Genomic DNA, 26717 nt, shown 5'->3' on the forward strand with positions numbered 1-26717 from the left:
ATTTTCTTATCAGAGTCATGCCCGCAGTTAGTTTCGACAACGTGACGAAGGTATACGGCGAAGATACCGTCGCTCTCGACGACGTCGACGTCGACGTCGAAGCGGGAGAGTTCGTCATCCTGCTCGGCCCCTCGGGTGCCGGTAAGTCGACGTTCCTCCGCGTCCTGAACGGTCTCACCGCGCCGACGGAGGGCGAGGTGACCATCAACGGCAAGTCCGCCACCAGCGCCCGCGAGGACGTCGGGATGGTGTTCCAGGAACACTACCTCATCGAGAGCATGAGCGCCTTCCAGAACGCGCTGACCGGCGCGCTCTCGCGGAACAGCCTCCTCCGGAGTTTCCTCACGTGGCACGGCGAGGCCGACAAGCGAACCGCGCTGGAGGCCCTACAGACCGTCGGTCTGCTCCACGAGGCCGGCCAGCGCGCCGGGTCGATGAGCGGTGGCCAGAAACAGCGCGTCGGCATCGCCCGCGCGCTGGTCCAGCAACCGAACCTCCTGCTGGCCGACGAACCGGTCGCCAGCCTCGACCCGAAGGCCGCCCGCGACGTGATGAGCTACATGAAACAGGCCGCGAGCGAGCGCGACCTGACCGCCATCACCAGCCTCCACCAGGTCAACATCGCCCGCGAGTTCGGCGACCGCTTCATCGGCGTCCGGGACGGCGAAATCGTCTTCGAGGGCGGCCGCGACGACCTGACGATGGACGTCGTCGACGACATCTACTACGGGGAGGGCGGTGAGGACGGCGAGACGAGCATCGGCGTCGACGCGAACGACGCGGTCCCACCGTCGGCCGAGGGAGGTGAGTCGGCGTGAGTACCGGCCCCATCACGTCCCAACTGAACTCGCTGCGGCGCGCCCGCCGCATCAAACAGGTCGGGACGCTGGCCCTGCTCCTCGGCATCGTCACCGCCACGTATCTCGGTCTCGGCTTCGTCCAGTTCGAACTGGCCGAGATACGCGCCGGTTTCTCCGGGTTCGTGGAGTTCATCTTCGCGTTCTTCCCGCCGAACTTCGAGGCGTTCACGCTGTACACGAAAGACGGCGACATCACCGGCCTCGCCGCCATCGTCGCCAGTCTCGCGAACCCCGGCAGTATCGTCGAGAGCCTCGCCTCGCCGCGACTGACGCTCGTGAAAGCCAGCATCGTCACGCTCCTGCTCGGTTTTCTGGGTACCGTCCTCGGGTTCATCCCCGCGCTCGTCTTCGGCGTGCTGGGTAGCGAGCAGGTGACGCCGTTCCCGTTCAACTTCATCTTCCGCGGGACGATGAGCGCCATCCGTGCCATCCCCGCTATCGTCTGGATTTTCCTCTTCATCCCCTTCGGCCCGCCGAGTCAGGCGACGGCCGTCCTCGCCATCGCCACCGACACCGTCGGGAACCTCGGTCGTCTGTTCACCGACGAACTCGAAGAGGTCGAGGAGGGCCCCATCGAGGCCATCCAGTCCACCGGTGCCTCCCGCACGCAGACGGTGGGCTTCGGGATGTTGAGTCAGGTGTCTCGCTCCTTCATCGCGTGGACGCTGTACATCCTCGAAATCAACACCCGCATCGCCATCTCGCTGGGCGTCGTCGGCGCGGGCGGCCTCGGCCTGTACATCCGGAACCAACAGGACCTCCTGCAGTTCCAGAACACCGCCGCCGGCATCGTCATGGTGTTCGTCGTCGTCCTCTCCATCGAACTGCTCTCCTCGCGCATCCGCGCCCGCCTGCGCCCGAGCGAACACGAGAGCAAAGGGTTCGTCGAGGGGATGAAGGACCTGCTGAACGCCGAGAAGTGGCTCGGCCGCTCGCAAGAACACTAGGACTGAACGCCATCGCCTCTGTCTCGACGACTCTCGTCGTACACAGCCAGAAAGCCCCGGCACAAGTAACACTGCAGACCTCAGACGCTCCAGCGACTAGAAGTCGCCCAGTCGTCGCTGCCCGCTCTCGCCGTCGGAAAAGTCGGCGGCCTTCGCCAGCGTCGACGCGAACGTCTCCTTCTGGCTGGGGTCGTACAGCGTCGCCGCCGGGTGGACACAGACCATCACGCGGCGGGGCTGACCCTCGATTGCCACGTCGGCCACGTCGCCGGCCTCGCCGGTGACCGCCACGTCCCGGCCGAGCAGGTGTTCGGCGGGTACCTTCCCGAGCGTAATCACGAGTTTCGGGTCGACCCGGTCGATTTCGGTCTCCAGATACTCGCGGCAGTTTCCGAGTTCCTGCTTGTGCGGGTCGCGATTGTCCGGCGGGCGACAGCGCACGCAGTTGGTGATGCGGACGTCGCCGCGGTCGAGCCCCACCTCGCGCAGACCGTCGTCCAGTACGTCGCCGCTGCGGCCGACGAACGGTTCGCCTTGCTCGTCCTCGTTGGCCCCCGGTGCCTCCCCGACGAACAGGAGGTCCGCGTCCGCCGGGCCGACGCCGTTGACGATTTGGGACCGGGAGTCACACAGTTCCTCGCACCGCTCGCAGGCGAGGACGTCCAGCCCCTCCATCTGTTCCATACCCGACGTTCGGTCCGGGACGTATCAAGGCCGACGGTTGCGGTCGGTGTCGGTCACCGCCGGCGCTCACTCGGCGTCGGCCAGTCCGCGGGCGGCGAGTCTGGCGACGCGGAGCGGTTCCGGTCGGCCGCCCTCGGGCGTGAACCCCCGGACCACGTCGGCGGCCGCGTCCTCCTCGACACCCACCGCTCGGACGTACACCGTCTCGTCGTTCACCGTGACCGAGTGACGCGATGGCTGGGCGCGGTAGGTGTCCAATCGGTCGGCGACGACCGCCGGGTCGTCGAACGCCTCGCTGATGGCCCCTTCTAGCCCCGGAGAGGCCTCGAAGGAGACCGAGACGGTCGGCAGGCCGGTGCTGTCGTGTATCGCGTACAGATCGAAGAGGTTGAACCACGCCGGGGCGATGCCGGCGAGCAAGAGGTAGCGGACGTCCTCGCGGTCGAGGCGGTCGACCATCCCACAGACCGCGTCCGTCGCGTCCGTCCCGCCGACGGTGCAGGTGCCGAAGACGAACCCGTCGACGACGCGACTGGCACGGACGACGGCGCCCGCGAGGTGACTGGTCGACTCCCGATACGACTCCGCGACGCCGAGCGCGCGAGCGCCGGCTTTCACGTGTTCTGGCTCTCGTCCCCCTTGATGTCTTTCAACCGGTCGAGCAGTTCGTCGTTCGACGCGGTGAATTCGTACTCGACGTCGCCCTCGTGGGCGTTCTCCTCCGCGTCAAGCCCATCCTCGTCGTCGAAGTCTGTGTCGTACTCCTGATTGTCTTGTTCCGACTCGTCGTAGCTCCCGAACCCCATAGTACGTGTACAACTATGTAGTTCACCGTAAAAAATCACTCGCCGGTCAGAGCCACGAATTGTCTCTCGTCACGCGCGTGGGCGCGTGAGACAGTCATTTTGACCAGCCGCCGAGGTCGGATTACAGCGACTCGCGCGGTTCGACGTTGCGGTTGCCGGCGCGGGCGTCGGCCCCCTCCGTCGGCGTTGCCCACCGGACAGCGTTGTCCAACACCCGCTGGACATCCTCGCGGTGGTAGATGGGGTACGTCTCGTGCCCCGGACGGAAGTAGAAGATACGGCCGCGGCCCCGGCGGTAGCAACACCCGCTCCGGAACACCTCGCCGCCCTCGAACCACGAGGTGAAGACGAGGCGGTCGGGTTCCGGGACGCCGAACGGTTCGCCGTACATTTCGGCCTCCTCGATGACCAGCGAGTCGTCCAGTCCGTCGGTGATGGGGTGGCCGGGGTCGACGACCCAACAGCGCTCTCGTTCGCCGGCCTCGCGCCACGTCAGGTCACACGGCGTCCCGAGCAGTCGCTTGAACGGCTTGGAGGCGTGCGCGGAGTGGAGGACGAGCAGGCCCATCCCCGACTGGACGCGCTCGGCGACTCGCTCGACGACTTCGTCGTCGACCTCGTCGTGGGCGGCGTGGCCCCACCACGTCAGGACGTCGGTGTCGTCGAGGACGGCATCGGTGAGGCCGTGTTCGGGTTCGTCCAGCGTCGCCGTCCGGGTGTCGTGGCCCCGTGCTTCGAGGGCGTCCGCGATGGTCGCGTGGATGCCGTCGGGGTACACCTCGGCCACCGCGTCGTCTTCCCGTTCGTGGACGAACTCGTTCCAGACCGTGACTGATGCCATACCGAGACCCACCGTCCCTCGACGTATAGGTTCGGCGAACCGCCAGCGGCCGCAGACGCCACCGCGTCGTCAGTACACTCAAGCGGCCGGCACGCCACACGCCGGACATGGAGGTTCACAACGTCACCGCCGACGCCGAGACGTTCACCTGCAACGCCTACCTCGCCATCGGCGAGCGCACTACCCTCGTGGACGCCGGCGCGATGGACGGCGTCGTGGACGTGATTCGCGACCACACGGACGCGCTCGACGCCGTCGTCCTGACCCACCAGCACGGGGACCACGTCGAGCAACTGGACGCCGTCCTCGACGCGTTCGACGCGCCGGTGTACGCCTACGGCGAGCATCTGCGCCGCGACCACGCCATCGAGGACGGCGACGAACTGCTCGTCGGGGACGAGACCTGCGAGGTAGTGTACACGCCCGGCCACGCCGAGGACCACGTCTCGCTGGTCTCTGCGAACTCACTGTTCTCGGGCGACGTGGTGGTCCACGACGACGGCGCGTTCGACGACGGGTCGTTCGGCCGCACGGACTACCCCGGCCAGTCGCGCGAACGACTCGTCGAGAGCATCCGGACGCTACTCGACAGGATGCCGGCGGGCGTCGAACACATGTACTCGGGCCACGGGAGCGTCTTTCACGGCGACGTGCGCGAGGTGGTCGAACGAGCCCTAGAGCGGGCCGAGCGCCGCGAGCCGAAGTACCCCGACGAGTGAGCGCCGCCGCTGGTCGGGGAGTCGAGAGTGCTGAGAGCGCCGCCCGTGAGAAGTGACCGCCGCTCAGGCGCTGCGGGTTTCCTTCGCCTTCGGGCGAAGGTTGCCGTAGCCGCACTTCCGGCACTGTTGGGCACGCTGGGGGTTGCGGGCGTTACAGCGCATGCAAATCTGCTTGTTCAGGATACGGTCTGACGCTTCCTCGAAACTAGCCATACGGACGGGTTGCCAGTGTGGCCGTTTAAGCTTTGAGTTTCCGACCGGCGCGGTTTTCAGGGCGGCACCCGACTTCGGAGTATGTACGACCGGGTCGCCGACCTATCGCTGACCGTCGAGGACTGCACCTTCGAGTTGCGAGAGCGGGCCACCTCCAGCGGGTTCGAGCGGGCGACGACCACGATTGCGCTGTCCGGGGACGGCGAGACGGGGCGGGGCGAGGACGTGACCTACACGAACGAGGCCCACCACGCGCTGGTCGACCACGACGTCGAGTTGGCGGGCGAGTACACGATAGACACCTTCTCCGCGGCGCTCGACGACGCCGACCTCTGGCCCGACCCGCCCGACGAGGACCGATTCGACCACTACCGCCGCTGGGGGTTCGAGAGCGCGGCGCTGGACTTGGCGCTGAAACAGGCCGACACGAGCCTCGGGGCTGCCGTCGACAGGGCGTACGACCCCGTCGAGTTCGTCGTCTCGACGCGCCTCGCCGAGTCCGAGAGCGACGACCCGCCGACGACCGACCGCCTCGATTCGCTGCTCGCGGTCCACGACGACTTGGCGTTCAAACTCGACCCGACGCCGGACTGGGACGAGGCGTTCCTCGCCGACCTCGCCGACTACGACGTGCAGGTCCTCGACTTGAAGGGCCTGTACGAGACGGAGGGCGTCGAGGTGACCGTCGACGCCGACTTCTATCGCCGCGTCGTGGACGGCCTGCCCGACGCGCTAATCGAGGACCCGAACCTCACCGAGGAGACCCGACCCGTCTTCGACGGCCGGGAGGCGCGAGTGACGTGGGACGTCCCCATCACCGGCGTCGAGAGCGTCGAGGCCCTGCCGTTCGAACCCGAGTGGCTCAACATGAAACCCTCGCGGTGTGGCACCGTCGAGTCGGTCCTGGAGACCATCGCGCACTGCGAGAGCGAGGAGATACGGCTCTACGGCGGCGGGCAGTTCGAACTCGGCGTCGGCCGCGACCACGTGCAGGCGCTGGCGTCGCTGTGGTACCCCGACGGGCCCAACGACGTAGCGCCGAGCGGGTACAACGACCCGGACCCGTCGCCGGAGGTGCCCGCGAGTCCGCTCACCCCGCCCGACGACCCCCGCGGTATCGGCGTCGGGTTCGGCGACCCTGATAACTGATGGTCAATCTACAAGACGCGTGTCGTGGTAGACAGACACATGCGCTGTCCGAACTGCGGCGAACGCATCACGGACGTCCTAGAGGCGGAAACACGCAAGGCGTGCCCGCACTGTGACGCGTCGCTTCGCGACCCGGTCATCAGTTGACTCACTCGTCGGCCAGATAGTCGTCCTGCACGGCGACGACGTCGCTGGAATCGTCACACTCGGCGTACCGCCGTAGCGGTTCCTCGTTCAGTTCGAGGAAGGTGTGGCCCCACGAGAACTTCGAGAGAATCTCCTCGGCGTGGTCGCGTTCGCCGAGGATGCAGAGCGCCCCGGCGAACGCCTCGACGGTGTTCAACTGGAACGCCGTCCCGTAGTTGACGGGGTTGCCGGCGACGAGGAAGGGGAGCGAGCGGTGGACGCCCTGCAGGTCGAACGCCTCGCGTTCGGCCGTCTCCCACGAGCAGTCCAGCGCGACCAGTCGCTCGTGACGGGCGCCGTCGCCGACCGTCGGGGCGTCGGCGGGCGAGAGGGCTTGCTCCGCGAACGGGTTGAGGACGATGCCCGGCGGCGTCGAACGGGTCGCCCGGTGTAACTCCGCGAGGTCGAAGCGGGCGAGTTTCCGGGCGCTACACTTCTTCGGGTCGTCGTCGCCCTCGTAGCGAACGTGCAGTTCCACACCGTCAGTTCCCCCTCAGCCGCCAAAAACCGCTCGTTCGGCGGGCCAATGTCAACCACCATTAAGTATCGGTAGGTAGAGATGCAACTGTGCTTTCGGAGGGGGCGGTGGCACCGGGGTTCGAGTTGCCGGCGTTAGTCGACGGTGAGCGCCGCCGAGTCGCGCTGGAGGAGTACCTCGGCGAGGACGTGGTCATCCTCGCGTTCTACCCCGCCGACTTCAACCCCGCCTGTGACGAGGAGTCGTGTGACCTCGACGAACTGGACCTCTTCACGATGCAGAAGGACGTCACCATCCTCGGCATCAGTCCGGACTCGGTGTACAGTCACCGGGCCTTCGCGGACCGGTACGACCTCAGCGTGCCGTTGCTCGCCGACACCGCCGGCGAGGTGGCGGACCTGTACGGCCTCGCGACAGTCGACGACATCGGCCAGCGACTGGTCGAACGGGCCGTGGCCGTCGTGGACCACGACGGCGTCGTCCAGTACGCGTGGCACACCGAGGACGCGACGGAACTCCCGCGCGTCGCGGAGATAACGGACGCCATCGCCGACACCGGCGGCGACGACACCGCCTTCGCCCGCTACCGCGTCGGCCACGCCCACTACACCGAGGGGCGTCGGGCGTTCACCGCCGCGATGGCGGAGTTCGGCGACTCCGAGTGGATGCTGGCCCAGACCGACTTCCAGCGCGCCCGCGAGGAGTTCGCCGAGGCCGAGGCCAAGTTCGACACGGCCCGCCGGTTCGTCGACGACGACTCGCTGGTCCCCGTCTACGACGGGTCGGTGACGAAGGCCAACGCCCTGTGGCAGGCCGCCGACTGGCTGGCAGAGGCCGCGAGCGCCTACTCCAGCGGAAGCGGGGCCGAGGGGCAGGAACTGCGCGACGACGCCGAGCGACCGCTGGAGGCCGCCCGGCGATACGAGGACCCGCCGGACCCCGACGGCGAGTGGCCGCCGACGCTGGACGACTTGGAGAAAGACGAGGAGAGCCTGTCGTCTGTCCTCCCGTCGGGACCGGAGGCGGCAGACGCCGCGCTGGCCGTGGACATCGACGACGAGGTGGTCGAGGCCGGCAGCGAGGCCGCGACCGACTCGTCGGCGGCGACGGCAGACGCGGCCGACGACCGGGACGGGACGGCCGGTGACCACCCGGACGAGACGGCCGGGACGGCGGACGAGTCGGCGAGCGACGAAATCGACGACGACGAACTGGCCGAGATACAGGCCGAACTGGCCGCCAGCAACCGGGACGCCGAACCGCCGACCGAGACGGTGACGGCGGAGTCGACGGCGATGGTCGACGCCCCGCCCGAGAACGGCGAGAACGGCGACGAGCGTGCGGGGGGCGGGGCCAGTCCCGAGACGTCGAACGGCGACGGCGGAGACGGGGACAGCAGTGACGAGCGGTCGGCCGACGGCGACGCCGTGGACGGCGAACTCGAACTGAACGACCCAGTGCCCAAGAGGGCGGCCGACGAACCGTCGGGCGATGAGTGAGAACGACGCCGACGAGCGGACGGTCGAGCGCGCACGGACCTACTACCGGGCGCTGGACGACGGCGACTACGACCTGCTGAGCGACCTGCTCGCCCCCACGTTCGTCCACGACCGGCCCGACCGGACCATCGAGGGCCGCGAGCGGTTCGTCGCGTTCATGCGCGAGGAGCGACCCCAGACCGACACGACCCACCCGATAGACGGCGTCTACCGTCGAACGGGTGGCGACGGGGTGGCCGTGCGCGGGCGCTTGCTCGACGCCGACGGCGACCCTATCGCTCGCTTCGTGGACGTCTTCCAGTTCTCCGCGGGCCGCATCGAGCGCATCGAGACGTACACCGACTGAGCGGTCACGCCGGCGGGAGCGACAGGACGAGGCCGTAGTCGGACCCCGCCGTCTCCGTCGTGCGCAGCGATTCGAGCGTCCACGGCGTCTCGGCGACGACGTCTCGACACCGGTCGGGGTCCACCAACAGGAGGTCGGTCCACGGGCCGGCGGTCCCGTCGTACTCCACCCGGAACCGGCGGGCGACGACGCCGTCGTGGTCGCCGGGCGCGCGCGTCCTGGGCGCGGCCCGGGTCGTGTCGTCGAGGTCGGCGAGCAGTCGGCCGCCGGGACGGGTCACCCCGGCCAGCGCGGTCAGGGTGGCCCGGAGCGCCGACGGTGTCGCGCCGAGTCCCAGTTGCTTGCCGAGGACCAGGACCGTCTCGAACGGCCCGTCCGTCGGCGGCCGCGTCAGGTCGCCGACGACGGCGCGGTCGACGCCGCGGTCGCGCGCGACGGCGACGGCCCCCGGACTGCGGTCGACCGCCAGCACACGGTGGCCTCGGGCCTGCAGTTCGAGCGCGTGCCGACCGGCCCCACACCCGAGGTCGAGGGTCGGTCCCGCCGCGCGAGCGAGGAGGCGACGCTCGACGGCCCGCCACTCGGCGGGTGGCTCGAAGTACCCCGCGAGGTGGGCCTCGGTGACGCTCCCGTCGGGCCGGCGGTACCGCGGGGGGTCGGCAAGTCGTCCATGGTGGTAATCGACCACCATCCGACCGAACGCGTCCGCCGAACCGCCCGCATCGTGGCTCTCGGAGCACATCGACGGGGGATAGACGCTCGGCGGACGTGAAAATTTCCCGAAATGTGATAGCGTTTAACGTGTGACTAGGGTTCGGTACGAGCGCTATACTATTGACCGCCGACGCCGCCACGCGGTTCGACGCGAGAGTTGTTAGGAGGTGTTTATTTATGCCCCTCAGACCGGTTTACGTGATGCATGGCAGGACGCTCGACTCCCCGACTGGAACCAGAGGCGGCCCCGAGGGCCGGCCCCTTCCGACTCAGAGACGGCGCGAAGGGACTGGTCACCTCGGCGTCGAAGGTGCTGTTGGTCAGAGAGCGCCACGCCGACGGCACGCCGTTCTGGACCCTCCCGGGCGGCGGCGTCCACCGGAGCGAGTGTCCGACGGAGGGGCTACGCCGCGAACTGGACGAGGAACTCAACTGCCGGGCCCACGTCGGACGCCCGGTGACCACGTTCTGGTACGCCCACGACAGCCTCGACGACACCGTCTCGGCGTACACCGTGTTCGACTGCTCGCTCCTCTCTGCACCCGTCCCCGAGCAGCGAGAGGGCGTCTTCGAGTGTCGATGGGCCGACCCCGGGGCGCTCCCGGCCTCGACGCTCCCGCAGGTCCGACACGTCTGCCAGCACGTCGCCGACCTGTCGGCCTCGGCCGCGAGCGACGACTGAGGCTACTCCTTCTCGCCGGCGCCGACGGCGCTCTCGCCGACCGGGTCAGACCCCTCGATGACCTCCTGTCCGCCCATGTACGGTCGCAGCGGTTCGGGCACCGTGACCGTGCCGTCCTCGTTCTGGTAGTACTCGAGGATGGCGACCATCACGCGGGGCACCGCGAGGCCGGACCCGTTGAGGGTGTGGAGGTACTCCGCGGACTCGTGACGCTCGGGCCGGAAGCGGAGGCCGGCGCGTCGGGCCTGAAAGTCCTCGAAGTTCGAGACGGAGGAGACTTCCAGCCACCGGCCGCCGATATCGGGGCCGCCCTCCATGTCGTCGCCGGGCGACCACACCTCGATGTCGTACTTCTTGGCCTGCGTGAATCCCATGTCGCCGGTGCACATGTCCAGCACGCGGTAGGGGAGTTCGAGGCGGTCCAGCACCTCGGCGGCCTCCTCCAGTAGCGATTCAAGGCGGTCGTAGCTGTCCTCCGGGCGGACGAAGTTGACGAGTTCGACCTTGTGGAACTGATGGACGCGGACGTACCCGCGGGTCTCCGTGCCGTGTTCGCCGGCCTCCCGCCGGAAGTTCGGCGAGAACGCCTGATGTTTCACCGGCAGGTCGTCGTCCAGCAGAATCTCGTCGCGGTACATGTTGGTGACCGGCACCTCCGCCGTCGGCAGGAGCCACAGGTCGTCCTCGTCGTAGTCGTCCTCCTGTCGCGCGCCGACGCGGTAGGCGTCGTCGTCGAACTTCGGCAACTGGCCGGTGCCCTCCATCGACGCGGAGTTGACCGGAATCGGTGGGAGGATGTCCGAGTACCCCTGCTCGCGGTGGACCTCCAGCATGAACTGGATGAGCGCGTGTTCGAGGCGTGCGCCCTCCCCCTTGACGAACTGGTAGCCGCCACCGGTGACCTTCGCGCCCCGCTCGAAGTCCAGGATGTCCAGTTCCTCGCCGAGGTCGTAGTGCGGGACGACCTCCTCGGGGAGGTCACGCAGGTCGTCGAACCCCTCGCGGTAGGCCTCGACGTTGTCGCTCTCGTCCTCGCCGGTCGGCACGGACTCGTGGGGAACGTTCGGCAGTTCCAGCAGGGCCGCCTCTAGCTGGGACTCCAGTTCGTCGGCGCGGTCCTCTACGTCCTGCAGTTCGTCTTTCAGTTCCTGCGAGCGGTCGATGGCCTCCTGGGCCTTCTCCTCCTCGCCTTCCTGCTTGTACTCCCCTATCTTGCTGGAAATCTCGTTGCGCTCCTGTCGCAGGCCGTCGCCTTTCGCCTTCAGTTCGCGCCACTCCTCGTCGATAGCCAGCACCTCGTCGAGGTCGACGCCCGTGACGCCCTTGCGTTCGATGGCGTCACGGACCGTCTCGGGATTCTCCCGGACGAACTGTCTCGATAACATGGCCGACGGTTCTCGACGGCGGGAATTAGGCGTGTCGGTCCTAGCAGCAGTGGGTGGCCGCGTGGGCGACATCGCTGTGCCCCCCGTGGACAACCGACCGGGCGGGACTGGAAGGGACCGACCGCTCGAGTAGCCCGGACGACGCAAGCACCGAGCGGAGCGAAACGCACAGCGAGTCCCGGCAATCGGGCGTCCGGGGCTCTCTGACCGGTCGGTGCTACGAGCCAACACTGACGACAGACGACCGTTCCTAGCGAACACAACCGTTTTCCGCACCCCAGCGTCAGCTTAGGTATGGCAATCGGTGACGTGTACGAGGCCGACGCGTGCGAGGACGTCTACTACGTCGACACCGGGATGTACGGCGTGCCGGAGTACGGGTCCGTGTACGTCGTGGACGCCGAGCGACCGGCGCTCGTCGACACCGGGATTGGCACCAACTACGAGCGCATCATCGACGCGATGGACGAGGTGGGCCTCGAACCCGGGGAGTTGGAGGTCATCGCGCTCACGCACATCCACCTGGACCACGCCGGCGGGACGGGCTTTCTGACCGAGGCGTGCCCGAACGCGACGGTGTACGTCCACGAACTCGGGGCGCGACACCTGGTCGACCCCGAGCGAATCTGGGAGGGAACGAAGAGCGCCGTCGGCGACCAGATACGGTACTACACCGAACCGGAACCGGTTCCGGCCGAGCGCGTCTCCGAGGTGACCGACGGCGACGAAATCGACCTCGGCGACCACACGTTCGAGGTGGTCCACGCGCCCGGCCACGCCCCACATCAGGTGGTGTTCCACGACCCGGCGATAGACGGCGTGTTCACCGCCGACGCGGCGGGCATCTACACCCCGTCGACGGACGAGGTCCACGTCACCAGTCCGCCGGTGAACTTCGACCTCGCACAGGCGCTCGACGACGTCGACACCATCCGCGAACTCGACCCCGAGACGATACTGTACGGCCACTTCGGCCCGGCACCGACCGCGGACCGACTGGACACGTACGCCGAGATACTCGCCGAGTGGGTGGCCGCCGTCGAGACCAAGCGTGCGGAACTGGGCGACGACGACGCCGTCGTCGACCACTTCGTCGAGACGGTCGAGACGCCGGCCGTCTGGGGTGACCACAAGGCCGACGCGGAGGTGGCGATGAACGTCCGCGGGGTCCTCGTCGCGCTGGACCGGGACGACTAATCGACCGGCGGCAGAGCCAGCAAGCCGGACGGGAGTGAGTGCGTTTATAGAGGGGGGTGCCCTTGTCCGGGCTAGATGGAGGACAGTAGTGGCTGGTAGCTCCACACTCCTGATTCCGCTTGTCGCCGGTATCATCGGGCTGGGCGTCCTCGCACAGGTGCTCGCCGCTCGATTGCAGGTCCCGAGTATCATCTTCTACCTGCTGGTCGGCGTCGTCATCGGCCAACCGGGACTCGGACTCGTCGGGAGCGGCACGTTCGGTGGAGCGCTGTCGGCTATCGTCGGCCTCGCGGTGGCCATCATCGTCTTCGAGGGGGCCTACCACCTCCGCTTCGAGCGCATCCGGGAGGCGCCGGCGGCGACGTTCCGACTGGTGACGGTGGGGGCAGTCATCGCGCTGGTCGGGACGGCCGCCGCCGTGAAGTTCGCCTTCGCCGAGGCGGCCGTCTCGTGGAACCTCGCGTTCCTCGTCGGCGCGCTCCTGGTGGCGACGGGGCCGACGGTCATCACACCCATCCTGAACGTCGTCCCGGTACGCGACCGTGTGGCGACGGCGCTGGAGACGGAGGGAATCGTCAACGACGTGACGGCGGCCATCATCGCCGTCGTCGTCTTCGAGACGGTCAACCCCGGCGCGACCAGCGAGGGCCTGTTGCAGGCGTTCGCGCTCCGACTGGGGACCGGTCTGCTCGTCGGCCTCGTCGTCGCGGGCTTGCTGTACTACCTGCTCCAGTACATCGACCTCTCGCCGGGCGACGCCCCGCGGAACTCCCGCTTGCTGGTGCTCGCCGGCGCGCTGGTCGCGTACGCGGCCGCCAACACCATCGCGACGGAGGCGGGCGTCGCCGCCGTCGCCACCGCCGGGATGGCGCTGGGCAACGTCGACCACCCCTACGAGGAGGACATCGAGGCGTTCAAGGGCGACATCACCCTGCTGGTCCTCTCGTTCGTGTTCATCGCGCTGGCGGCCCAACTCAGTCTGGACGCGCTCATCGACGTGGGACTGGCCGGCATCGCCGTGGTGCTGGCCGTCGCGCTGGTCATCCGACCCGTACTCGTCTTCATCTCGACGGTCGGCGACCGCTTTACGCGCGCCGAGAAGTTGTTCGTCAGTTTCGTCGGGCCGCGCGGCATCATCCCGGCCTCCGTCGCGACCCTCTTCGCCGTGGAGTTGAACAGCGTCGCCGAGGAACTGCGCAACGAGGCCGCCGAGGCGAGCGGACAGGAGGCGACCGAACTGCTGGCGCAGGCGGACCTGCTGACCAGTCAGGCCGAGATTCTGCTCGGAACGGTGTTTCTGGTCATCTTCGCGACGGCCCTGCTGGAAGGCGGGCTGGCGCGGTATATCGCGGAAAAACTGGACGTGATACCAATGCGAGTCATCATCGTCGGCGGCGGACAGGTGGGCCGAGCGCTCGCCAAGCGCCTCGAAGACCGGGGCGAGAACGTCGTCATCGTAGAGGAGGACGAACAGATAGTCGAACGAGGGCGCAACGAGGGGTACACCGTCGAAATCGGCGACGGGACCGACACTGACGTGTTGCGCGCTGCGGGTGCCGAGAACGCGAAGACGGTCGTGGCCGCGACCGGCGACGACGACGCGAACCTGCTGGTCTCACAGCTAGCGAGTTCGAAGTTCGGCATCGACCACGTCATCGCCCGGGCGAACAATCCGGACAACGTCGAGGCGTTCGAGGACCTCGGGGTCCGCACCATCTCCTCGGCGATGGCGACGGCGTGGGCCATCGACAACCAGATAGAGCGCCCGGCCATCGCCCACTGGATGACCGACGTGGGCCGGACCGGCGACGTGCAGGAAGTCGAGGTTCGCAACCCGGACCTCGTCGGGAAGGCCGTCCGCGAGGTCGGCCCGATGCTCCCCGAAGCCTGTCTCATCGCCCTCGTCAGTGGGCAGGACCACGAAGAAGCGCAGGTCCCGACCGCGGACTACGTCCTGCAGGAAGGCGACATGGTGACGCTACTGGGTCGCCGCGAGTCCGTGCGCGACGGGATGGAACTCGTCAGCGACGGCTAGTCGGAGAGCTTTTCGACCGACTCCTCGTCGACGCCCTGCGTCCACGGCGACTGGCCGCCCTCGCCGTCGGTCTTGTACGTCCCCCGAGCGCTGGCGACGTGGTGGTCGGCCGCGTCGTACACCTCGGCGTCGACGACGGCGACGCTCCCACCGTTCCTGACGACGTCGGCGGTCGCCCGAAGGTCGTCCGTCGCGGGGGCGAGGTAGTCGATGCGCATGTCCACCGTCGGGGAGATGGTCCCGGAGAGCGACACCACGGCGGCCCCGCCGACCGTGTCCACGAGCGAGTAGGTGACTCCGCCGTGCGCGATTCGCGAGTGGGGGTTCGAAGAGTGTTCGGCGCGCAGCGGGAGACGCCCCTCGGCGTGGCCGTCACCCACCTCGGTGAGTTCCATCCCGAGTTCCTCGACGAACGGGATGTCGTTGAACAGTGCCTGGAGACTCATACGAGCGGGACGACTGCCGGCCGTATAAGTCACGGAGAACGCGAAACAACGAGAGAGTCGTGGTCGGCGGTATCTGCCGCCGGCCGGCCTCATGCCTTACTGCCGCCGTCGTTCGGATGCCGGGCGGACAGCGACACCGGGTCGATGCGCACCGTCCCGCGTGTCGTCGCGGTGAACGGGGCGACCGTGGGCCGGAACGAGTCCGGGACGGACAGCGGTGGGGCGACCCGACGCCACGGCCCACCCTCGGTGCGGTAGCGGGCGACACAGCGCCCGCCGCGGTGTGCCAGTTCCAGCGTCACCGGCGGCGAGACGTCGACGGTGGTCGACGGGGCCGGCGGACGGACGGGTGACGACCCGTAGCCGACGGCGACGCCGTGGACCGGCGAGGCCCACACCGCGACGAGACCCGGGTCCTCCTCGCCGCTCTCCGTGTCCCTGAGCGCGACGCCGCCGCGGCCCCACGGGTCCGCCGCCGCGCACCGCACCACCCTGACGACGCCCACGGTGTCCGACCCGACGCCGTTCGCTCGCCCCCCGTCCTCGTCTTGCCCACACATACCACGCCGATTCAAAATATGTGAAGAAAAACTTTTTCATAATTATTTCTGGAACAGTCCGCCACAGGTACAAGCGCGAGGCCGGGCGTCGGGGCGCGTCTGGCGGTGAGCGGAGCAATAAAGAGGGTCGCTGTCCACGAACGAGCAAATGGACTCGACGGCCGAACGACTGACGCAGTTCGGGCTCTCGGAGACGGAGGCACAGACCTACCTCGCGGTTCTCGAACGGGGGACCGCGACAGTCGCCGACGTCGGTGCGGCGACGGACATCTCCACGGGGTACGTCTACGACCTCGTCGAGAGTCTCGAAGCGCGCGGCCTCGTCGTCGTCGACGACCACCGTACCCCGACGCAGGTGCGTGCGGTCGACCCCGAGTCGGCCATAGAGTCGATGACCGAGGAGTTGAGCGACCTCGAATCTGACCTCTCCGAACGGTTCACCGACACGGAGCGGGACTATCCCGCCATCGAACTCGTCAGGGCACGACAGACGCTGTACCAGCGGCTGGAGACGCTCATCGACGGCGCGGACCACGAGTTGTTCATGATGGTGCCGGCCCCCGTCGCCGACCGCCTCACGGAGACGCTCAGGCGGGCCCGAGACCGGGGCGTGTTCGTGGCGCTGTTGCTCGGCGGCGAGGACGAGGCCGCCGTCGAGCGAGCGGTTGACGTCGCCGACGTCGTCCGGACGTGGGAACCGCCGGTCGAGAGCATCGTCATGGTCGACGACGAGGCGGCGGTGACCAGCGACTCCTCGCTACTGCGCGGCGAACACCGCGAGGGCGACTACGGCCTCGTCCTCGAACAGAGCCCGAAGGCGTCCGGTGCCATCGGGTCACAGTGGTTCAACTTCTGGGCCGCCGCCGAGGAGGTGGCCAGCGCCGACCCGCAACCTCTGCCCGCCGAGGACCTCTCGTTCAGACACGGCGTCTTCGTCGCCACCAAGCACGCCGCCGATACCGACATCGAGGTGACGGCGACGCTCTTCCCCGGACAGGGCCACGAGTCGCTGACGGGGACGCTCGTCGAGGTCAAGCAGGGGCTGCTCGAGCCGGTCAGCTACGACTTCCCCGTGCAGAACACTCTGGTCCTCGACGTCGACGGCGTGACGGTCAGCGTCGGCGGCCCCGGCGCGTTCGTGGAGGACTACTCGGCGAAGTCGGTGACGATTCGGGCGAAAGACGACTGAACCGGTGGCGTTCGCGGCGACGCCGCCCGAATCCGGCGTCCGAGAATCTCGCTACGGCCGGTGGAACTCGATGGCCACCCCGCTGCCACCTTTTTGCACCTCGGGTGGCCCTCGGCCACCACTCGGCGCAAAACGTGGGCGAAAAAGCGCGAATCGCCCTGCGATTCGCGTGCGTGCGCCCTCAGGGTCGGTGGAACTCGATGGCCGCGCCCTGCCCGAACCCGACACACTCCGTGGCGAGTCCGAGTTCGGCGTCGCGTTTCTGCATCTCGTGGACGAGCGTCACCGGCAGGCGCGCGCCCGACGCGCCGAGGGGGTGGCCGATGGCGATGGCACCGCCGTTGACGTTGTAGACGTCGTCGTCGAAGCCGAGTTCGCGCTGGCAGTACAGACACTGGGAGGCGAAGGCCTCGTTCAGTTCCACGAGGTCGTAGGCGTCGGTGTCACGGCCGGTCCGCTCGGCCAGTTGCCGCACCGCGGGGACCGGGCCGATACCCATCACCGTCGGGTCGACGCCGGCCACCTCGTGAGCGCCGATTTCGGCCATGACGTCGAGGCCGCGTTCCTCTGCGAACTCCCGGGAGGTGACCAGCAGGCCGGCCGCGCCGTCTGACACTTGGGAGGCGTTGCCCGGCGTGACCGTCCCGTCGGACTTGAACACGGTCGGGAGGCCGGCGAGCGTCTCTACGTCGGTGTCCCGGCGGATGCCCTCGTCCTCCTCGACGCGGCCCTCGTCGGTGTCGATGGGGACGAGTTCGTCGTCGAACCGTCCCGAGTCGGTCGCCTCGGCGGCGCGCTGGTGGCTTCGGGCGGCGTACTCGTCCTGTTCGCGCCGTGCGACCTCCTTCTCCTCGGCGACCTTCTCGGCGGTCATCCCCATCTGGAGTTCGCCGATGTTGTAGAGTTCGGCGAGTCGCGGGTGGACGTTGTGGGTGTTCTCCCCCATCGGGACGCGGGACATCGACTCGACGCCGCCGGCGACGAGCACGTCACGCTGGCCGGCGGCGACGGCGTCCGCCGCCCGCATCAGCGCCTCCGCGGAGGAGGCACACCAGCGGTTGACGGTCGACGCCGGGACGCTCTCGCCGAGGTCCGACAGCAGGGCGATGACACGGGCCACGTTGTTGCCCTGTTCGCCGCGTTGCTGAGCGCATCCCCAGAGCAGGTCGTCGACTTCCTCGCTCTCGACGCCGGTACTCGCCAGCAGTTGGTTGACGAGCGGAACCGAGAGGTCCTCGCTTCGAACGTCGGCGAGCGCCCCGTCCTCTTTGCCCTGTGGCGTCCGGACCGCGTCTACGATAACCGGTGTCGGCATGGACAGGCCAACGAGCGGTGTCGTGTTAAAAGCTCACAAACTCGGAACCGCGGGGCGTGAGTTGTCTCCCCCGTCGGTGGTCACCCGAGAGTCACGGCGTCGAGTCGCCGGCGTCGAACCCCGGTGGCAGTCCCGTGTGCTTGATGCCGGCCCAGTCGTCCACGTCCAACCGGTAGACGACCACCTCCTCCGTCTCCATCGCCACCTCGAACACTTCGGGCCGCCACACGCCCTCCAGCACACCCGAGAGGTCGTCCCACTCCGATTCCGGGACGCGGGAGACGGTGCCGGTGAGGATGAGGCTCTCCCAGTTGAACACCGACTGGGCGGCGTACGTGAGAAAGCGAACGGTTTCGGCGTCCGCTATCAGCGTCCGTTTCCTGCTGTCGGGGCCGCCGACGAACGTGAAGTACAGCGACGACTCGCCGTCGTAGCCGAACGATATCGGCACGACGTAGGGGGCGTCCGCCGCCGGGAGCGCCAGTACCCCCGTCCGTTGGTTCGAGACGAAGTCACGCATCTCCGCGTCGGTCATCTGCGTGAGGCCGAACGCCTCCATGTCCTCAACTGTCATGCGAGTGTAACTTCGTCACAGCGAAGCATAAGCGTTCGCCGGGACCGACAGCGCCGGTTCGAGTCACTTATCCCGGTCGCGTGGCAACGTGAGTGGGAATGAGCAACCCGGAACTGGACGTCGTCGAGTTCCTGTTGACGACCGACATCTACAGCGAGCGACGGGACCTCGACCCGGACGACCTACCCCCGGCCTACCGTGCGGTGTTCTGGAACGAGGGCGACATCGAGCGACCGCTGTCGGCGACGAACACGACCGCGAGCGAGGCGACCGGCGTCGAACGGCCGTGGAGCGCCGTCTCCGGTCTGATGTTCACCGACCGCGACGACTTCTCCGGCACCATCTCCTTCACCGACCGGGACATGGCCGAGGAGTGGTACCTCGACCGCGTCGACGCCGACCGACTCGCGCGCAACCCCGTCCTCGCGGCGGCGTACGGCGAGGAACTCGACGTCGACTACGAGACGGCCCGCGCCACGAACCGGCCCGCCCGGGCCGACCGTGCGTTCATCGACGCGATGCTGGAGGCGGCGTTCGACACCGACGACGAGGACGACGAGGAGATGCTGGACCTCGTGGACGTGCGCGCCCCCGCCGAGGTGGAGACGACGCTGAACGACCTCGTGCTGACGCCGGACCAGGAGGGCGAGATTCAGAAGATAGTGAAGGCCATCGAACACCGGGACTACCTCGCGCAGATCGGCCTGCGGGAAATCGGGAAACTGCTGTTCGTCGGGCCGCCGGGGACCGGCAAGACCAGCGTCGCGCGGGCGCTGGCCCACGACCTCGACCTGCCGTTCGTCGAGGTGAAACTCTCCATGATTACGAGCCAGTACCTCGGCGAGACGGCCAAGAACGTCGAGAAGGTGTTCGAGGTGGCCAAGCGGCTCTCGCCGTGTATCCTCTTCATGGACGAGTTCGACTTCGTCGCGAAGACGCGTTCCTCGGACGAACACGCCGCCATCAAGCGCGCGGTCAACACCCTGCTGAAGAGCATCGACGAGATTTCGCTGATTCAGGACGAGGTGTTGCTCATCGGCGCGACCAACCACCCCGACCAACTCGACGCGGCGGCGTGGCGGCGCTTCGACGAAATCGTCAACTTCCCCAAACCGGACCGCGGCATGCGCGCGGACATCCTCCGCATCGTCACCCGGGAGATGGACATCACCGACTTCGACCCGGAGACGCTGGCGGAACTCACCGAGGGCCTCACCGGGAGCGACCTCCGGATGGTGCTCCGCGAGGCCGTCCTCGAAGCGCTGACCGAGGAGCGCACGACGCTCACCCAGCAGGACCTCGAAGACGCTATCAAGGACTTCGAGGAGCGTGACAACCTGAAGAACATGGACATGATAGACGGGGACCACGACGCTCTCGTCGCGGGCGGCGACTTCTCCGAGGACGCCGACGCGGCCAGCGACGGCGGCCACAGCCACGACCACGACCACTAAGCGGTCAGGGTTCGGACGCGCCGCGGACGATGACCACGTCGTAGGCGTCGTCGGTGCTGACGCGACCCGCGACGCTACCGAGCGTCGTGACGAGGCGCCCGGCGTTGGCCGACCCGACGAACACCATGGAGGCGCCGTTGCGCTTGGCGAACTTCCGAATCGGCTTCGCGATGCGGTTCCCGGTCGCCTCTCTGACGCACGTCTCGTACTCGAACGCCGCGTCGGGCGCGATGTCGTGGACCGAGCGCTCCAGTGACGCGGCGATGGCCTCGAGGTCGAACGGTTCCTCGCCGTCGACCCACCCCGCCTCGCGGGCGTAATCGAGGTTGTCCCTCGGGACGACCGTAATCGCGAGGACGTCCTCGCCGAGTGCCTCGGCGAAGTCACGGGCGCGGACGAGAGCGACGCGGGCGTGCGCCGAGTCGTCGAAGGGAACGACGAAGGTCATGTGGTATCCGACGGCGCGTGGCCGTATAGTTCGTTGCGTCAACGCAGACGGTGCACGCGGACGCCGACCAGCCAGACACGTTGTCGAGTCGATACTTATGGTTCTCGGCGTCGTCGGGGACGAGTATGGCAAGCGACGTGTTCACAGACCCCGACGAATCGAGCGACGAGTGGGTCGACGTCCGTATGACCGATCCCGAGGCGGGCGAGTGGGACATCGACGTGGTCGTCGCCGAGGGGCGGGTCGAGTTCGTAGACCTGCGCGTCCGGCCGGCGCTCCTCTCGGGGTTCATCGAGTGCCTCGTCGACGACGTGGCCGAGGAGCGAGCGGCGGAGATTATCGCCGACACCGCCAATCGCCACGGCCTCGACCCGGAGGACCTCGTTTCCGAGGAGTGAGCGGCAGAGAAAGCGCGGGACTTACCCACGTCGCCGCCCGAGTGTGAGGCGATGGAGGTCACGCTGCTGGGAACCGGCGACACGACGGGCACGCCGACGGTCGACTGCGACTGTGACACCTGCGAGCGCGCCCGCGACCCCGACGCGGAACTGCGCGAGCGGTTGCGCGAGCGAGGCGTGGACGCGAGCGACGGCGTCGAGCGCTCGCGCTTCTCGGTGGTCGTCCGGAACGAGGAGACCGGCGAGTCCCTCCTCGTGGACGCCAGCCCGGACTTCCGCCACCAGTTTCTCACGCAGGACGTGGGGCTCCCGGACGCGGCCATCGTCACGCACGTCCACTTCGACCACCTCGACGGGTTGGGCAACGCCTATCGCCTGTTCGACGACCTGCCGGTGTACGCCGCCGACGAGACGGACCCGGTCACCGGCGAGAGCGTCGCCGAGGGGATACGGAGTCGCTACGACTACCTCGACACCATCTCCGTCCATCCGCAGACGCCCTACGAACCGTTCACCGTCGCCGGACTGGAGGTGACGCTCGTGCCCGTCGAACACCCGCCGCTGTTGTGTTACGGCCTCCGCATCGAGGAACCGGAGAGCGGCGCGGTGCTGGCCATCTCGGGGGACACCTGCTACGAGATTCCCGACCGCTCGACGGCCGCGCTCTCGGGTGCGGACCTCGCGCTGGTCGAGGGCATCGTCCACGAGGAGGCCTGCGAGTTCCACCCGAAGGGCGGGGCACACCACGACGACGAGGGCGTGCCGCGGACGTTCGGCACGAAACACATGACCCTGCCCGGGGCGCGCGACTTCGCCGAGAAAATCGACGCCGCGGCCTACCGCATCGTCCACACCGCCCACTACGTCCCGGCCGACCGGGCGTTCGCCGACGACATCGCCGTCGACGGCGAGCGGTTCTCGCTGTGAGACGGCGGTCGATTCGGCTACGTGAAAGCGACCGCACACTTTTGTGCGAGTGGACCACACACGAGGACATGGACAGGCGTGGCATCGCGGAGACCGGCGGCGCGGCGCTGGTCAGCGGTGGCCTCGCCGTCGCCGGGTTGTGGCTGTTCGCCGGCTACGTCGACTGGGTGCTCGTGGTCGGCCTCGTGGCCGGCGTCGCCATCGCCACGGCCGCGAACTACCGTGCCCGGACCGGCCACGCCGAGAACGTCGCGACGGAGGCACCCGAGACTGGCCCGGACGGCTACGACGCGGACTGGGAGACCGCGGCGGGTGACGGAGGGACCCCGCCAGCGGAACGGGGTGACGGCGAGTTCTCCGGGACCGACGGAACCGAGACCGAGCAGACGGGGACCGACCGCGTCCGGTAAGTGACCGGGACCCCATCGGACGCCGTGGACAGCACGTGGACGCACCCGGTGGTGGGTGGAGTGGGGGCCTTTCTCGTCTCGGTGAGCGGCGACCTCCTCGCCACGGGCGACGTGTCGTGGGCACTGAACGCCGTCGTCGCGTTCGCGCTGGCGCTGGCCGTCGACCACCAGCGCCGCGTCGTGGCGCGGTCGCCCTGACTCAGCGAAACCGGTCGAGGCCGGACTGGCGGCGGCGACGGCCCGCCGGGTCGGGGTCCCACGGGGTGCGGTCGGCGCGGAGTCCGTCGCCGTCGACCGACAGAGGGTCGGCGGGCGCGTACCCGCCGCAGTCGGGGCCACATTCCTCGCTCGCCCGGACCGGCCGCCCCTTCCACGCACACTGGGGCAGGCCGTCGTCGTCGGGCGAACACCGCTCGCAGGCCGGGTAGTCGAAGCTCCGCCATCCCTTGGCGTAGGCCCGTTCGGCCAGTCGGGTCCGGGCGCGGGCCTTCTCGGCGGCGGTCACCATCCGCACGTCCGTCCGCGCGGGGGACTGCTCCAGCAGTTCGACGCCGCCCTCGTCTGTCGGGAGGTCGGTCGCCTCGCGGACGACTTCGCGTTCGCCGCTCTCGGGGCCGAACCGCCAGACGCCGACTTCCTCGGGGATGCGGTTGAGGTGTGCGCCGGTGACGTAGTCGGCGGTGGCCAGCACCACCCGGTCGACGAGGGCCAGCGAGACGTCCGTGCGCAACTGCGCTTCGAGCGCGCCCGGCCGGTCGAGGTCCGGTTTGTTCTCGACGGCGGTGACGCCGTCCACCCAGTCGGGGTAGCGAGCGGTCTGGCGGACGTAGGTGCGGCCGCCGCGTCGCTCGCGCTCGAAGAAGCCGCGCTCGACGGCGAGTTCGGTGGCTCGCTCGGCGCGGTCCGGGTGGCAGTCGAAGGCCGCCTTCCAGTAGCGGGCCCGGCCCGGCCCCACGTCGGACTCGATGGCCGCCGTCGGGATGCGCTCGGGCGTGATGGCCGCCCGGTCGGCGACGGCCTCGGTCGGGTGGACGACCACGGTGTCGAGCACCCGCCGGCCGTGGACGTGCCCGCCGAGCTGGCGGCTCACGAGGTGGCCCTCGCGTTCGAGGGCCGCACACAGCGCCAGTTCGAAGCCGAACTCCCGCACGGCTCTACGCAGGGGCGAGAGCGACAAAAGCGGCGCGCCCGGGTCGAGATTTATACCGGAGGTGTGTGAAACGTGTGATACGTGTGTTTGAATGACACGCTACGCCACCCAGACCGTCTCCTCGGAGGGTAGCCCGTGAGCCACGCCGGCGAGCGCGCCCCTGTCCCGACGCTGACGCTGCTGGACGCGACGATGGTCGGCATCGGCGCGATGATAGGGGCGGGCATCTTCGTGCTCACCGGACTGGCCGTCGAGACGTCCGGTCCGGCGGCCATCCTCGTCTTCGCGCTCAACGGCGGCGTGACGACGTTCACGGCGCTGTCGTACGCCGAACTGGCGTCGGCGATTCCGCGCAACGGCGGGGGTTACGCCTACGTTCGGGAGGTGTTCTCCGCGCCCATCGCGTTCGTCATGGGGTGGACCCGGTGGTTCACGTACATGATTGCCGGGGCGCTGTACGCGCTGGGGTTCGCCTCGAACTTCATCGAGTTCGGTCACATCTTCGGGGTGACCCTGCCGGGCGGCGTGCTGTTCTGGGCGGCCACGGTGGTGGTCGTCTTCGTGACGTTGAACGCCGTCTCGACGGCCGCCAGCGGGAGCGCCGAGACGGTCATCACGCTCGTGAAGATTCTCATCCTGCTGGTGTTCGTCGCCTTCGGCCTGCAGGTCGTCGATTTGGGCGAGTTCGAGCCGTTCTTCCGCCGGGGGGACCCGCTCACCGTCCTGCCGGCGATGGGGCTGACGTTCATCGCGTTTCAGGGGTACGACCTCATCGCCACGGTCACCGAGGAGGTGGAGAATCCGGAGAAGAACATCCCGCGGGCCATCCTGCTGTCGGTTGCCACGACCGTCGTCGTCTACCTCCTCGTGGTGTTCGTCGCGCTGGGGACGCTCGGCGCCGACGGGTTGGCCGGTGCCGGCGAGACGGCCATCGCGACCGCCGCCGAGGAGTTCATGCCGTCGTTCCCCCTCCTCGGCACGGGCGCGGCGCTCATCGCCTTCGGCGCGGTGTTCTCGACGGTGAGCGCGCTCAACGCCGTCGTCATCGGGTCCAGTCGCGTGGCCTTCGCCATGGGCCGGGAGGCGCAACTCCCGGCCCGACTGGGGCGTCTCCACCACCGCTTCGGGACGCCGCTGGTCGCCATCGCCGCCTCCGCCGTCGTGATGCTCGTCGCCGTCGCCGTCGTCCCAATCCGGGTCGTCGGCAACCTCGCCAGCCTCTTCTCGCTTCTGGGGTTCGTCATCGTGAACCTGAGCCTCATCCGCCTACGCCGTCAGCAACCGGACCTCCGGCGGCCGTTTGAGGTGCCCTTCTACCCCGCGACGCCGATTCTCGGTATCGTCCTCAACCTCCTGCTCGGGGCGTTCATCGGCGGGGAGACGTGGGCGCTGGCGGTCGGGTGGTTGCTCGTCGGCGGCGTTGTCTACCTGTTGCTCTCGCGGCGGCGGGGCGAACCGACCGTCCCAACCGCCGAACCGGAACCCGAGATAGCCGACCCCGAAGTGACCATCCCCACGGAGGAGTGACCCATGCCAGACCAACTACGCGTCATCGTCGCCGGCGGCGGGACCGTCGGCCTCAGAACCGCCGAACTGCTCGACGAACGGGGCCACGACGTGGTCCTCATCGAACGCGACCCCGACCAGAGCGAACGGGTCGCCGCCGAGTACGTCGCCAGCATCATCGAGGGCGACGCCGCCCGCCCGGCCGTGTTGCGGCAGGCCCAACCCGACCGCTGTGACGCCATCGCGGCGCTGACCGACTCCGAGTCGACCAACTTCGCCGTCTGCATGGCGGCCCAGCGGATGGCCGAGATACACACGGTGATGCGCATCGACGGCGACCCGGACGAACTCTACCCGGAGTACGTCGACGCTGTCGTCTCGACGGCCAGTCTCACCGCGCGGGTCGCGGTCAACGAAGTCGTCGGCGGCGGCGTCCGGAGCATCGAGGAGGTGGGCGGGAAAGTCGAACTACTGGAGGTCGAAATCGCGGAGGACGCCCCGGCGGCCGGCAAGACCCTCGCCGAGGTGCGACTCCCCCGGGGGAGCCTCATCATCGTCGACGTCGAGGGGAACCGCATCGGCGGCCCCGACACGGAACTCACACCGGGTGAACGGTTCCTCGTGGCGGTGGAGGGGGCCGTCGCCGACGAGGTGATGAACCTCCTTCGGGGCTGACTCAGGCGTCGCAGGCCCGGCGCGCCGTCTCGACCACCTGCAGGTCGCCGTCGAGGGTGACGTGCAACGCCTCGTCCGCGACGGGGATGCGGACCTGGACCTGCCACGGGTCGCTCGATTCGACGGTCGTGTACTCGTCGTCGACGCACCACGGAAGCGTCCAGTACGGGCGGGCCGCGAGGTCGACGCCGTGGTCGGCGTAGAACGCCGCGACCGAGGAGTCGTCCAGTAGGGAGAGGCCGACCGGCGAACAGAGTTCGTACCGACACCGCTCGCAGACGAACTCCGCCCGCACGGAGACGTCGAGACAGCACTCCCCCTCCCCGGAGATGACCGTGCGGACCCGGCCGGCGCACTCGGGACACACCCCGTCGGCGGCCAGACAGTGGAGGTGACGCACCCGTTCGGCGAACGCCGTGGCGATTTCGGCCTCCTCCCGGTCGACCAGTCCGCCCGGCGGGAACGGGTACTCGCCGTGGGCCTTCCCGCAGTCGCCGCAGTCGATGGCGAACTGCTCGTCCGCGTAGCGGGCCAGCAGGGACCCGCCGCAGCGAGTGCAGGCCCCCTCGACGGCGAACGGGTCGACGTCGGGCCGGTGGGTGAACGTCCCCGCGTGGAGCGCGCGGATGACCTGCGCGCCGGCGTGCCTGAGTCGGTAGCCGTCCTCGCCGTCGGCGACGAACTGGCCGGTAAGTTGCTGGAGGTGGTAGTTGAACTGACCGCTGTCGGCCAGCGACACCGCGTCGAACAGCGTCGAGAACGCCACGGGCGTCTCGTCGACCCGCCAGAGGGCTTCGAGGATGTCGAGGCGCGTCTCGCTGGCGACGACGCCGAACGCCGTCGCCGGGTCGATGTCGCCCTCCTCGCCCGGTCTCTCGTCTGCGCGAGCCATGTGTGACACATCCGAACACTCGACAAAAAGGG

At 68.5% G+C, this 26717-nt stretch carries 33 protein-coding genes; 18 read left to right on the forward strand and 15 right to left on the reverse strand.

The genetic code is table 11. The features are described from left to right. The first annotated feature begins 17 nt into the window (after window positions 1-17). On the forward strand, window positions 18-818 hold the full coding sequence (gene phnC, locus Hhyl6_RS08075; protein ID WP_483738699.1) for a phosphonate ABC transporter ATP-binding protein: 801 nt from the start codon (window positions 18-20) through the stop codon (window positions 816-818). Beyond that, window positions 815-1807: a PhnE/PtxC family ABC transporter permease gene (locus Hhyl6_RS08080; RefSeq protein ID WP_483738700.1), complete on the forward strand. Its 993-nt coding sequence runs from the start codon at window positions 815-817 to the stop codon at window positions 1805-1807. Before phnC ends, Hhyl6_RS08080 begins: the two co-directional genes overlap by 4 nt. Window positions 1808-1903: 96 nt before the next feature. On the opposite strand, the gene Hhyl6_RS08085 is transcribed toward Hhyl6_RS08080, so the two are convergent. From Hhyl6_RS08085 to Hhyl6_RS08100, 4 genes are all read right to left on the reverse strand, one after another. Further along, the gene (locus tag Hhyl6_RS08085; RefSeq protein WP_483738701.1) at window positions 1904-2491 is read right to left on the reverse strand and encodes a uracil-DNA glycosylase; all 588 of its coding nucleotides are present in this window, start codon (window positions 2489-2491) and stop codon (window positions 1904-1906) included. Window positions 2492-2557: 66 nt separating this feature from the next. After that, the gene (locus tag Hhyl6_RS08090) at window positions 2558-3109 is read right to left on the reverse strand and encodes an endonuclease dU (RefSeq protein WP_483738702.1); all 552 of its coding nucleotides are present in this window, start codon (window positions 3107-3109) and stop codon (window positions 2558-2560) included. Next, window positions 3106-3297 carry a DUF5786 family protein gene (locus tag Hhyl6_RS08095; RefSeq protein WP_483738703.1) on the reverse strand — a complete coding sequence of 64 codons (192 nt, stop codon included), beginning with the start codon at window positions 3295-3297 and terminating at the stop codon, window positions 3106-3108. Before Hhyl6_RS08095 ends, Hhyl6_RS08090 begins: the two co-directional genes overlap by 4 nt. Window positions 3298-3418: 121 nt before the next feature. Continuing rightward, complete coding sequence (locus Hhyl6_RS08100; RefSeq protein ID WP_483738704.1) at window positions 3419-4138, reverse strand: ThuA domain-containing protein; 720 nt, start codon at window positions 4136-4138, stop codon at window positions 3419-3421. A 107-nt stretch (window positions 4139-4245) separates the two neighbouring features. Here Hhyl6_RS08100 and Hhyl6_RS08105 point away from each other — a divergent pair, with 107 nt between their 5' ends. Beyond that, window positions 4246-4857, forward strand: a complete 612-nt coding sequence (locus tag Hhyl6_RS08105; protein WP_483738705.1) for an MBL fold metallo-hydrolase — start codon at window positions 4246-4248, stop codon at window positions 4855-4857. Between the two features lie 63 nt (window positions 4858-4920). On the opposite strand, the gene Hhyl6_RS08110 is transcribed toward Hhyl6_RS08105, so the two are convergent. Further along, window positions 4921-5070, reverse strand: a complete 150-nt coding sequence (locus Hhyl6_RS08110) for a 50S ribosomal protein L40e (RefSeq protein ID WP_166967608.1) — start codon at window positions 5068-5070, stop codon at window positions 4921-4923. Window positions 5071-5151: 81 nt separating this feature from the next. On the opposite strand from Hhyl6_RS08110, the gene Hhyl6_RS08115 reads away from it, so the two are divergent. Together Hhyl6_RS08115 and Hhyl6_RS08120 are read left to right on the forward strand one after the other, a co-directional pair. Continuing rightward, the gene (locus tag Hhyl6_RS08115) at window positions 5152-6219 is read left to right on the forward strand and encodes an enolase-like domain-containing protein (protein WP_483738706.1); all 1068 of its coding nucleotides are present in this window, start codon (window positions 5152-5154) and stop codon (window positions 6217-6219) included. Between the two features lie 24 nt (window positions 6220-6243). Then, window positions 6244-6366: a hypothetical protein gene (locus Hhyl6_RS08120; protein ID WP_483738707.1), complete on the forward strand. Its 123-nt coding sequence runs from the start codon at window positions 6244-6246 to the stop codon at window positions 6364-6366. Window position 6367: 1 nt separating this feature from the next. Here the strand turns inward: Hhyl6_RS08120 and Hhyl6_RS08125 are convergent, their stop codons facing one another. Further along, window positions 6368-6883, reverse strand: a complete 516-nt coding sequence (locus Hhyl6_RS08125; protein ID WP_483738708.1) for a DUF367 family protein — start codon at window positions 6881-6883, stop codon at window positions 6368-6370. An 89-nt stretch (window positions 6884-6972) separates the two neighbouring features. Here Hhyl6_RS08125 and Hhyl6_RS08130 point away from each other — a divergent pair, with 89 nt between their 5' ends. Both Hhyl6_RS08130 and Hhyl6_RS08135 read left to right on the forward strand, forming a co-directional pair. After that, the gene (locus tag Hhyl6_RS08130; RefSeq protein WP_483738709.1) at window positions 6973-8382 is read left to right on the forward strand and encodes a redoxin domain-containing protein; all 1410 of its coding nucleotides are present in this window, start codon (window positions 6973-6975) and stop codon (window positions 8380-8382) included. Then, a complete protein-coding gene (locus Hhyl6_RS08135) occupies window positions 8375-8728 on the forward strand; it encodes a nuclear transport factor 2 family protein (protein ID WP_483738710.1) in 354 nt (117 codons plus the stop codon). The genes Hhyl6_RS08130 and Hhyl6_RS08135 overlap by 8 nt, the downstream gene beginning before the upstream one ends. A 4-nt stretch (window positions 8729-8732) precedes the next feature. Here the strand turns inward: Hhyl6_RS08135 and Hhyl6_RS08140 are convergent, their stop codons facing one another. Further along, window positions 8733-9470: a class I SAM-dependent methyltransferase gene (locus tag Hhyl6_RS08140; protein WP_483738711.1), complete on the reverse strand. Its 738-nt coding sequence runs from the start codon at window positions 9468-9470 to the stop codon at window positions 8733-8735. 177 nt (window positions 9471-9647) lie between these two features. On the opposite strand from Hhyl6_RS08140, the gene Hhyl6_RS08145 reads away from it, so the two are divergent. Further along, a complete protein-coding gene (locus Hhyl6_RS08145; RefSeq protein WP_483738712.1) occupies window positions 9648-10124 on the forward strand; it encodes an NUDIX hydrolase in 477 nt (158 codons plus the stop codon). A 2-nt stretch (window positions 10125-10126) separates the two neighbouring features. Here the strand turns inward: Hhyl6_RS08145 and serS are convergent, their stop codons facing one another. Further along, window positions 10127-11509, reverse strand: a complete 1383-nt coding sequence (gene serS / locus Hhyl6_RS08150) for a serine--tRNA ligase (RefSeq protein ID WP_483738713.1) — start codon at window positions 11507-11509, stop codon at window positions 10127-10129. 294 nt (window positions 11510-11803) lie between these two features. Here serS and Hhyl6_RS08155 point away from each other — a divergent pair, with 294 nt between their 5' ends. Continuing rightward, complete coding sequence (locus Hhyl6_RS08155; RefSeq protein ID WP_483738714.1) at window positions 11804-12706, forward strand: MBL fold metallo-hydrolase; 903 nt, start codon at window positions 11804-11806, stop codon at window positions 12704-12706. 88 nt (window positions 12707-12794) lie between these two features. Then, window positions 12795-14741, forward strand: coding sequence for a cation:proton antiporter domain-containing protein (locus Hhyl6_RS08160; protein WP_483738715.1), 1947 nt, complete (start codon window positions 12795-12797; stop codon window positions 14739-14741). Here Hhyl6_RS08160 and Hhyl6_RS08165 read toward each other — a convergent pair. Both Hhyl6_RS08165 and Hhyl6_RS08170 read right to left on the reverse strand, forming a co-directional pair. Further along, the gene (locus Hhyl6_RS08165) at window positions 14738-15187 is read right to left on the reverse strand and encodes a PaaI family thioesterase (RefSeq protein WP_483738716.1); all 450 of its coding nucleotides are present in this window, start codon (window positions 15185-15187) and stop codon (window positions 14738-14740) included. The two genes, Hhyl6_RS08160 and Hhyl6_RS08165, sit on opposite strands and share 4 nt — an antisense overlap. An 89-nt stretch (window positions 15188-15276) precedes the next feature. Then, on the reverse strand, window positions 15277-15747 hold the full coding sequence (locus Hhyl6_RS08170; protein ID WP_483738717.1) for a hypothetical protein: 471 nt from the start codon (window positions 15745-15747) through the stop codon (window positions 15277-15279). A 148-nt stretch (window positions 15748-15895) separates the two neighbouring features. On the opposite strand from Hhyl6_RS08170, the gene Hhyl6_RS08175 reads away from it, so the two are divergent. Then, window positions 15896-16936: a TrmB family transcriptional regulator sugar-binding domain-containing protein gene (locus tag Hhyl6_RS08175; protein WP_483738718.1), complete on the forward strand. Its 1041-nt coding sequence runs from the start codon at window positions 15896-15898 to the stop codon at window positions 16934-16936. Between the two features lie 181 nt (window positions 16937-17117). Here Hhyl6_RS08175 and Hhyl6_RS08180 read toward each other — a convergent pair whose 3' ends face one another. Together Hhyl6_RS08180 and Hhyl6_RS08185 are read right to left on the reverse strand one after the other, a co-directional pair. Continuing rightward, window positions 17118-18251, reverse strand: coding sequence for a thiolase family protein (locus tag Hhyl6_RS08180; RefSeq protein ID WP_483738719.1), 1134 nt, complete (start codon window positions 18249-18251; stop codon window positions 17118-17120). 91 nt (window positions 18252-18342) lie between these two features. Next, the gene (locus Hhyl6_RS08185; RefSeq protein WP_483738720.1) at window positions 18343-18825 is read right to left on the reverse strand and encodes a pyridoxamine 5'-phosphate oxidase family protein; all 483 of its coding nucleotides are present in this window, start codon (window positions 18823-18825) and stop codon (window positions 18343-18345) included. A gap of 98 nt (window positions 18826-18923) precedes the next feature. On the opposite strand from Hhyl6_RS08185, the gene Hhyl6_RS08190 reads away from it, so the two are divergent. Beyond that, window positions 18924-20279: an ATP-binding protein gene (locus Hhyl6_RS08190; RefSeq protein WP_483738721.1), complete on the forward strand. Its 1356-nt coding sequence runs from the start codon at window positions 18924-18926 to the stop codon at window positions 20277-20279. Window positions 20280-20283: 4 nt separating this feature from the next. On the opposite strand, the gene Hhyl6_RS08195 is transcribed toward Hhyl6_RS08190, so the two are convergent. Next, complete coding sequence (locus Hhyl6_RS08195; protein WP_483738722.1) at window positions 20284-20727, reverse strand: universal stress protein; 444 nt, start codon at window positions 20725-20727, stop codon at window positions 20284-20286. Window positions 20728-20852: 125 nt separating this feature from the next. Between Hhyl6_RS08195 and Hhyl6_RS08200 the strand changes: the two genes are divergently transcribed. The 4 genes from Hhyl6_RS08200 to Hhyl6_RS08215 all read left to right on the forward strand — a co-directional run bounded on the left by Hhyl6_RS08200 (window position 20853) and on the right by Hhyl6_RS08215 (window position 22660). After that, entirely contained in the window at window positions 20853-21125 is a 273-nt protein-coding gene (locus Hhyl6_RS08200; RefSeq protein WP_483738723.1) for a hypothetical protein, read from the forward strand. Window positions 21126-21176: 51 nt separating this feature from the next. Continuing rightward, entirely contained in the window at window positions 21177-22052 is an 876-nt protein-coding gene (locus tag Hhyl6_RS08205; RefSeq protein WP_483738724.1) for an MBL fold metallo-hydrolase, read from the forward strand. Between the two features lie 68 nt (window positions 22053-22120). Next, the gene (locus tag Hhyl6_RS08210) at window positions 22121-22462 is read left to right on the forward strand and encodes a hypothetical protein (protein WP_483738725.1); all 342 of its coding nucleotides are present in this window, start codon (window positions 22121-22123) and stop codon (window positions 22460-22462) included. After that, a complete protein-coding gene (locus tag Hhyl6_RS08215; protein ID WP_483738726.1) occupies window positions 22463-22660 on the forward strand; it encodes a hypothetical protein in 198 nt (65 codons plus the stop codon). A gap of 1 nt (window position 22661) precedes the next feature. Here Hhyl6_RS08215 and Hhyl6_RS08220 read toward each other — a convergent pair whose 3' ends face one another. Continuing rightward, window positions 22662-23612, reverse strand: a complete 951-nt coding sequence (locus Hhyl6_RS08220) for a DUF5787 family protein (RefSeq protein ID WP_483738727.1) — start codon at window positions 23610-23612, stop codon at window positions 22662-22664. Window positions 23613-23747: 135 nt separating this feature from the next. On the opposite strand from Hhyl6_RS08220, the gene Hhyl6_RS08225 reads away from it, so the two are divergent. Continuing rightward, the gene (locus Hhyl6_RS08225) at window positions 23748-25139 is read left to right on the forward strand and encodes an APC family permease (RefSeq protein WP_483738728.1); all 1392 of its coding nucleotides are present in this window, start codon (window positions 23748-23750) and stop codon (window positions 25137-25139) included. Between the two features lie 3 nt (window positions 25140-25142). Continuing rightward, entirely contained in the window at window positions 25143-25793 is a 651-nt protein-coding gene (locus tag Hhyl6_RS08230; protein WP_483738729.1) for a potassium channel family protein, read from the forward strand. A 1-nt stretch (window position 25794) separates the two neighbouring features. Here the strand turns inward: Hhyl6_RS08230 and Hhyl6_RS08235 are convergent, their stop codons facing one another. Continuing rightward, the gene (locus Hhyl6_RS08235; RefSeq protein WP_483738730.1) at window positions 25795-26685 is read right to left on the reverse strand and encodes a DUF7351 domain-containing protein; all 891 of its coding nucleotides are present in this window, start codon (window positions 26683-26685) and stop codon (window positions 25795-25797) included. Window positions 26686-26717 lie beyond the last annotated feature (32 nt).

The organism is Haloarcula sp. H-hyl6 (assembly GCF_056934455.1).

Coding starts and splice junctions, on each gene's coding strand:
- Hhyl6_RS08110 (WP_166967608.1), bottom strand. CDS start 5,070: ATGGCTAGTTTCGAGGAAGCGTCAGACCGTATCCTGAACAAGCAGATT.
- Hhyl6_RS08115 (WP_483738706.1), top strand. CDS start 5,152: ATGTACGACCGGGTCGCCGACCTATCGCTGACCGTCGAGGACTGCACC.
- serS (WP_483738713.1), bottom strand. CDS start 11,509: ATGTTATCGAGACAGTTCGTCCGGGAGAATCCCGAGACGGTCCGTGAC.
- Hhyl6_RS08190 (WP_483738721.1), top strand. CDS start 18,924: ATGAGCAACCCGGAACTGGACGTCGTCGAGTTCCTGTTGACGACCGAC.
- Hhyl6_RS08145 (WP_483738712.1), top strand. CDS start 9,648: ATGGCAGGACGCTCGACTCCCCGACTGGAACCAGAGGCGGCCCCGAGG.
- Hhyl6_RS08135 (WP_483738710.1), top strand. CDS start 8,375: ATGAGTGAGAACGACGCCGACGAGCGGACGGTCGAGCGCGCACGGACC.
- Hhyl6_RS08235 (WP_483738730.1), bottom strand. CDS start 26,685: ATGGCTCGCGCAGACGAGAGACCGGGCGAGGAGGGCGACATCGACCCG.
- Hhyl6_RS08185 (WP_483738720.1), bottom strand. CDS start 18,825: ATGACAGTTGAGGACATGGAGGCGTTCGGCCTCACGCAGATGACCGAC.
- Hhyl6_RS08100 (WP_483738704.1), bottom strand. CDS start 4,138: ATGGCATCAGTCACGGTCTGGAACGAGTTCGTCCACGAACGGGAAGAC.
- Hhyl6_RS08230 (WP_483738729.1), top strand. CDS start 25,143: ATGCCAGACCAACTACGCGTCATCGTCGCCGGCGGCGGGACCGTCGGC.
- Hhyl6_RS08205 (WP_483738724.1), top strand. CDS start 21,177: ATGGAGGTCACGCTGCTGGGAACCGGCGACACGACGGGCACGCCGACG.
- Hhyl6_RS08155 (WP_483738714.1), top strand. CDS start 11,804: ATGGCAATCGGTGACGTGTACGAGGCCGACGCGTGCGAGGACGTCTAC.
- Hhyl6_RS08165 (WP_483738716.1), bottom strand. CDS start 15,187: ATGAGTCTCCAGGCACTGTTCAACGACATCCCGTTCGTCGAGGAACTC.
- Hhyl6_RS08175 (WP_483738718.1), top strand. CDS start 15,896: ATGGACTCGACGGCCGAACGACTGACGCAGTTCGGGCTCTCGGAGACG.
- Hhyl6_RS08140 (WP_483738711.1), bottom strand. CDS start 9,470: ATGTGCTCCGAGAGCCACGATGCGGGCGGTTCGGCGGACGCGTTCGGT.
- Hhyl6_RS08195 (WP_483738722.1), bottom strand. CDS start 20,727: ATGACCTTCGTCGTTCCCTTCGACGACTCGGCGCACGCCCGCGTCGCT.
- Hhyl6_RS08180 (WP_483738719.1), bottom strand. CDS start 18,251: ATGCCGACACCGGTTATCGTAGACGCGGTCCGGACGCCACAGGGCAAA.
- Hhyl6_RS08210 (WP_483738725.1), top strand. CDS start 22,121: ATGGACAGGCGTGGCATCGCGGAGACCGGCGGCGCGGCGCTGGTCAGC.
- Hhyl6_RS08170 (WP_483738717.1), bottom strand. CDS start 15,747: ATGTGTGGGCAAGACGAGGACGGGGGGCGAGCGAACGGCGTCGGGTCG.
- Hhyl6_RS08095 (WP_483738703.1), bottom strand. CDS start 3,297: ATGGGGTTCGGGAGCTACGACGAGTCGGAACAAGACAATCAGGAGTAC.
- Hhyl6_RS08200 (WP_483738723.1), top strand. CDS start 20,853: ATGGCAAGCGACGTGTTCACAGACCCCGACGAATCGAGCGACGAGTGG.
- Hhyl6_RS08105 (WP_483738705.1), top strand. CDS start 4,246: ATGGAGGTTCACAACGTCACCGCCGACGCCGAGACGTTCACCTGCAAC.
- phnC (WP_483738699.1), top strand. CDS start 18: ATGCCCGCAGTTAGTTTCGACAACGTGACGAAGGTATACGGCGAAGAT.
- Hhyl6_RS08085 (WP_483738701.1), bottom strand. CDS start 2,491: ATGGAACAGATGGAGGGGCTGGACGTCCTCGCCTGCGAGCGGTGCGAG.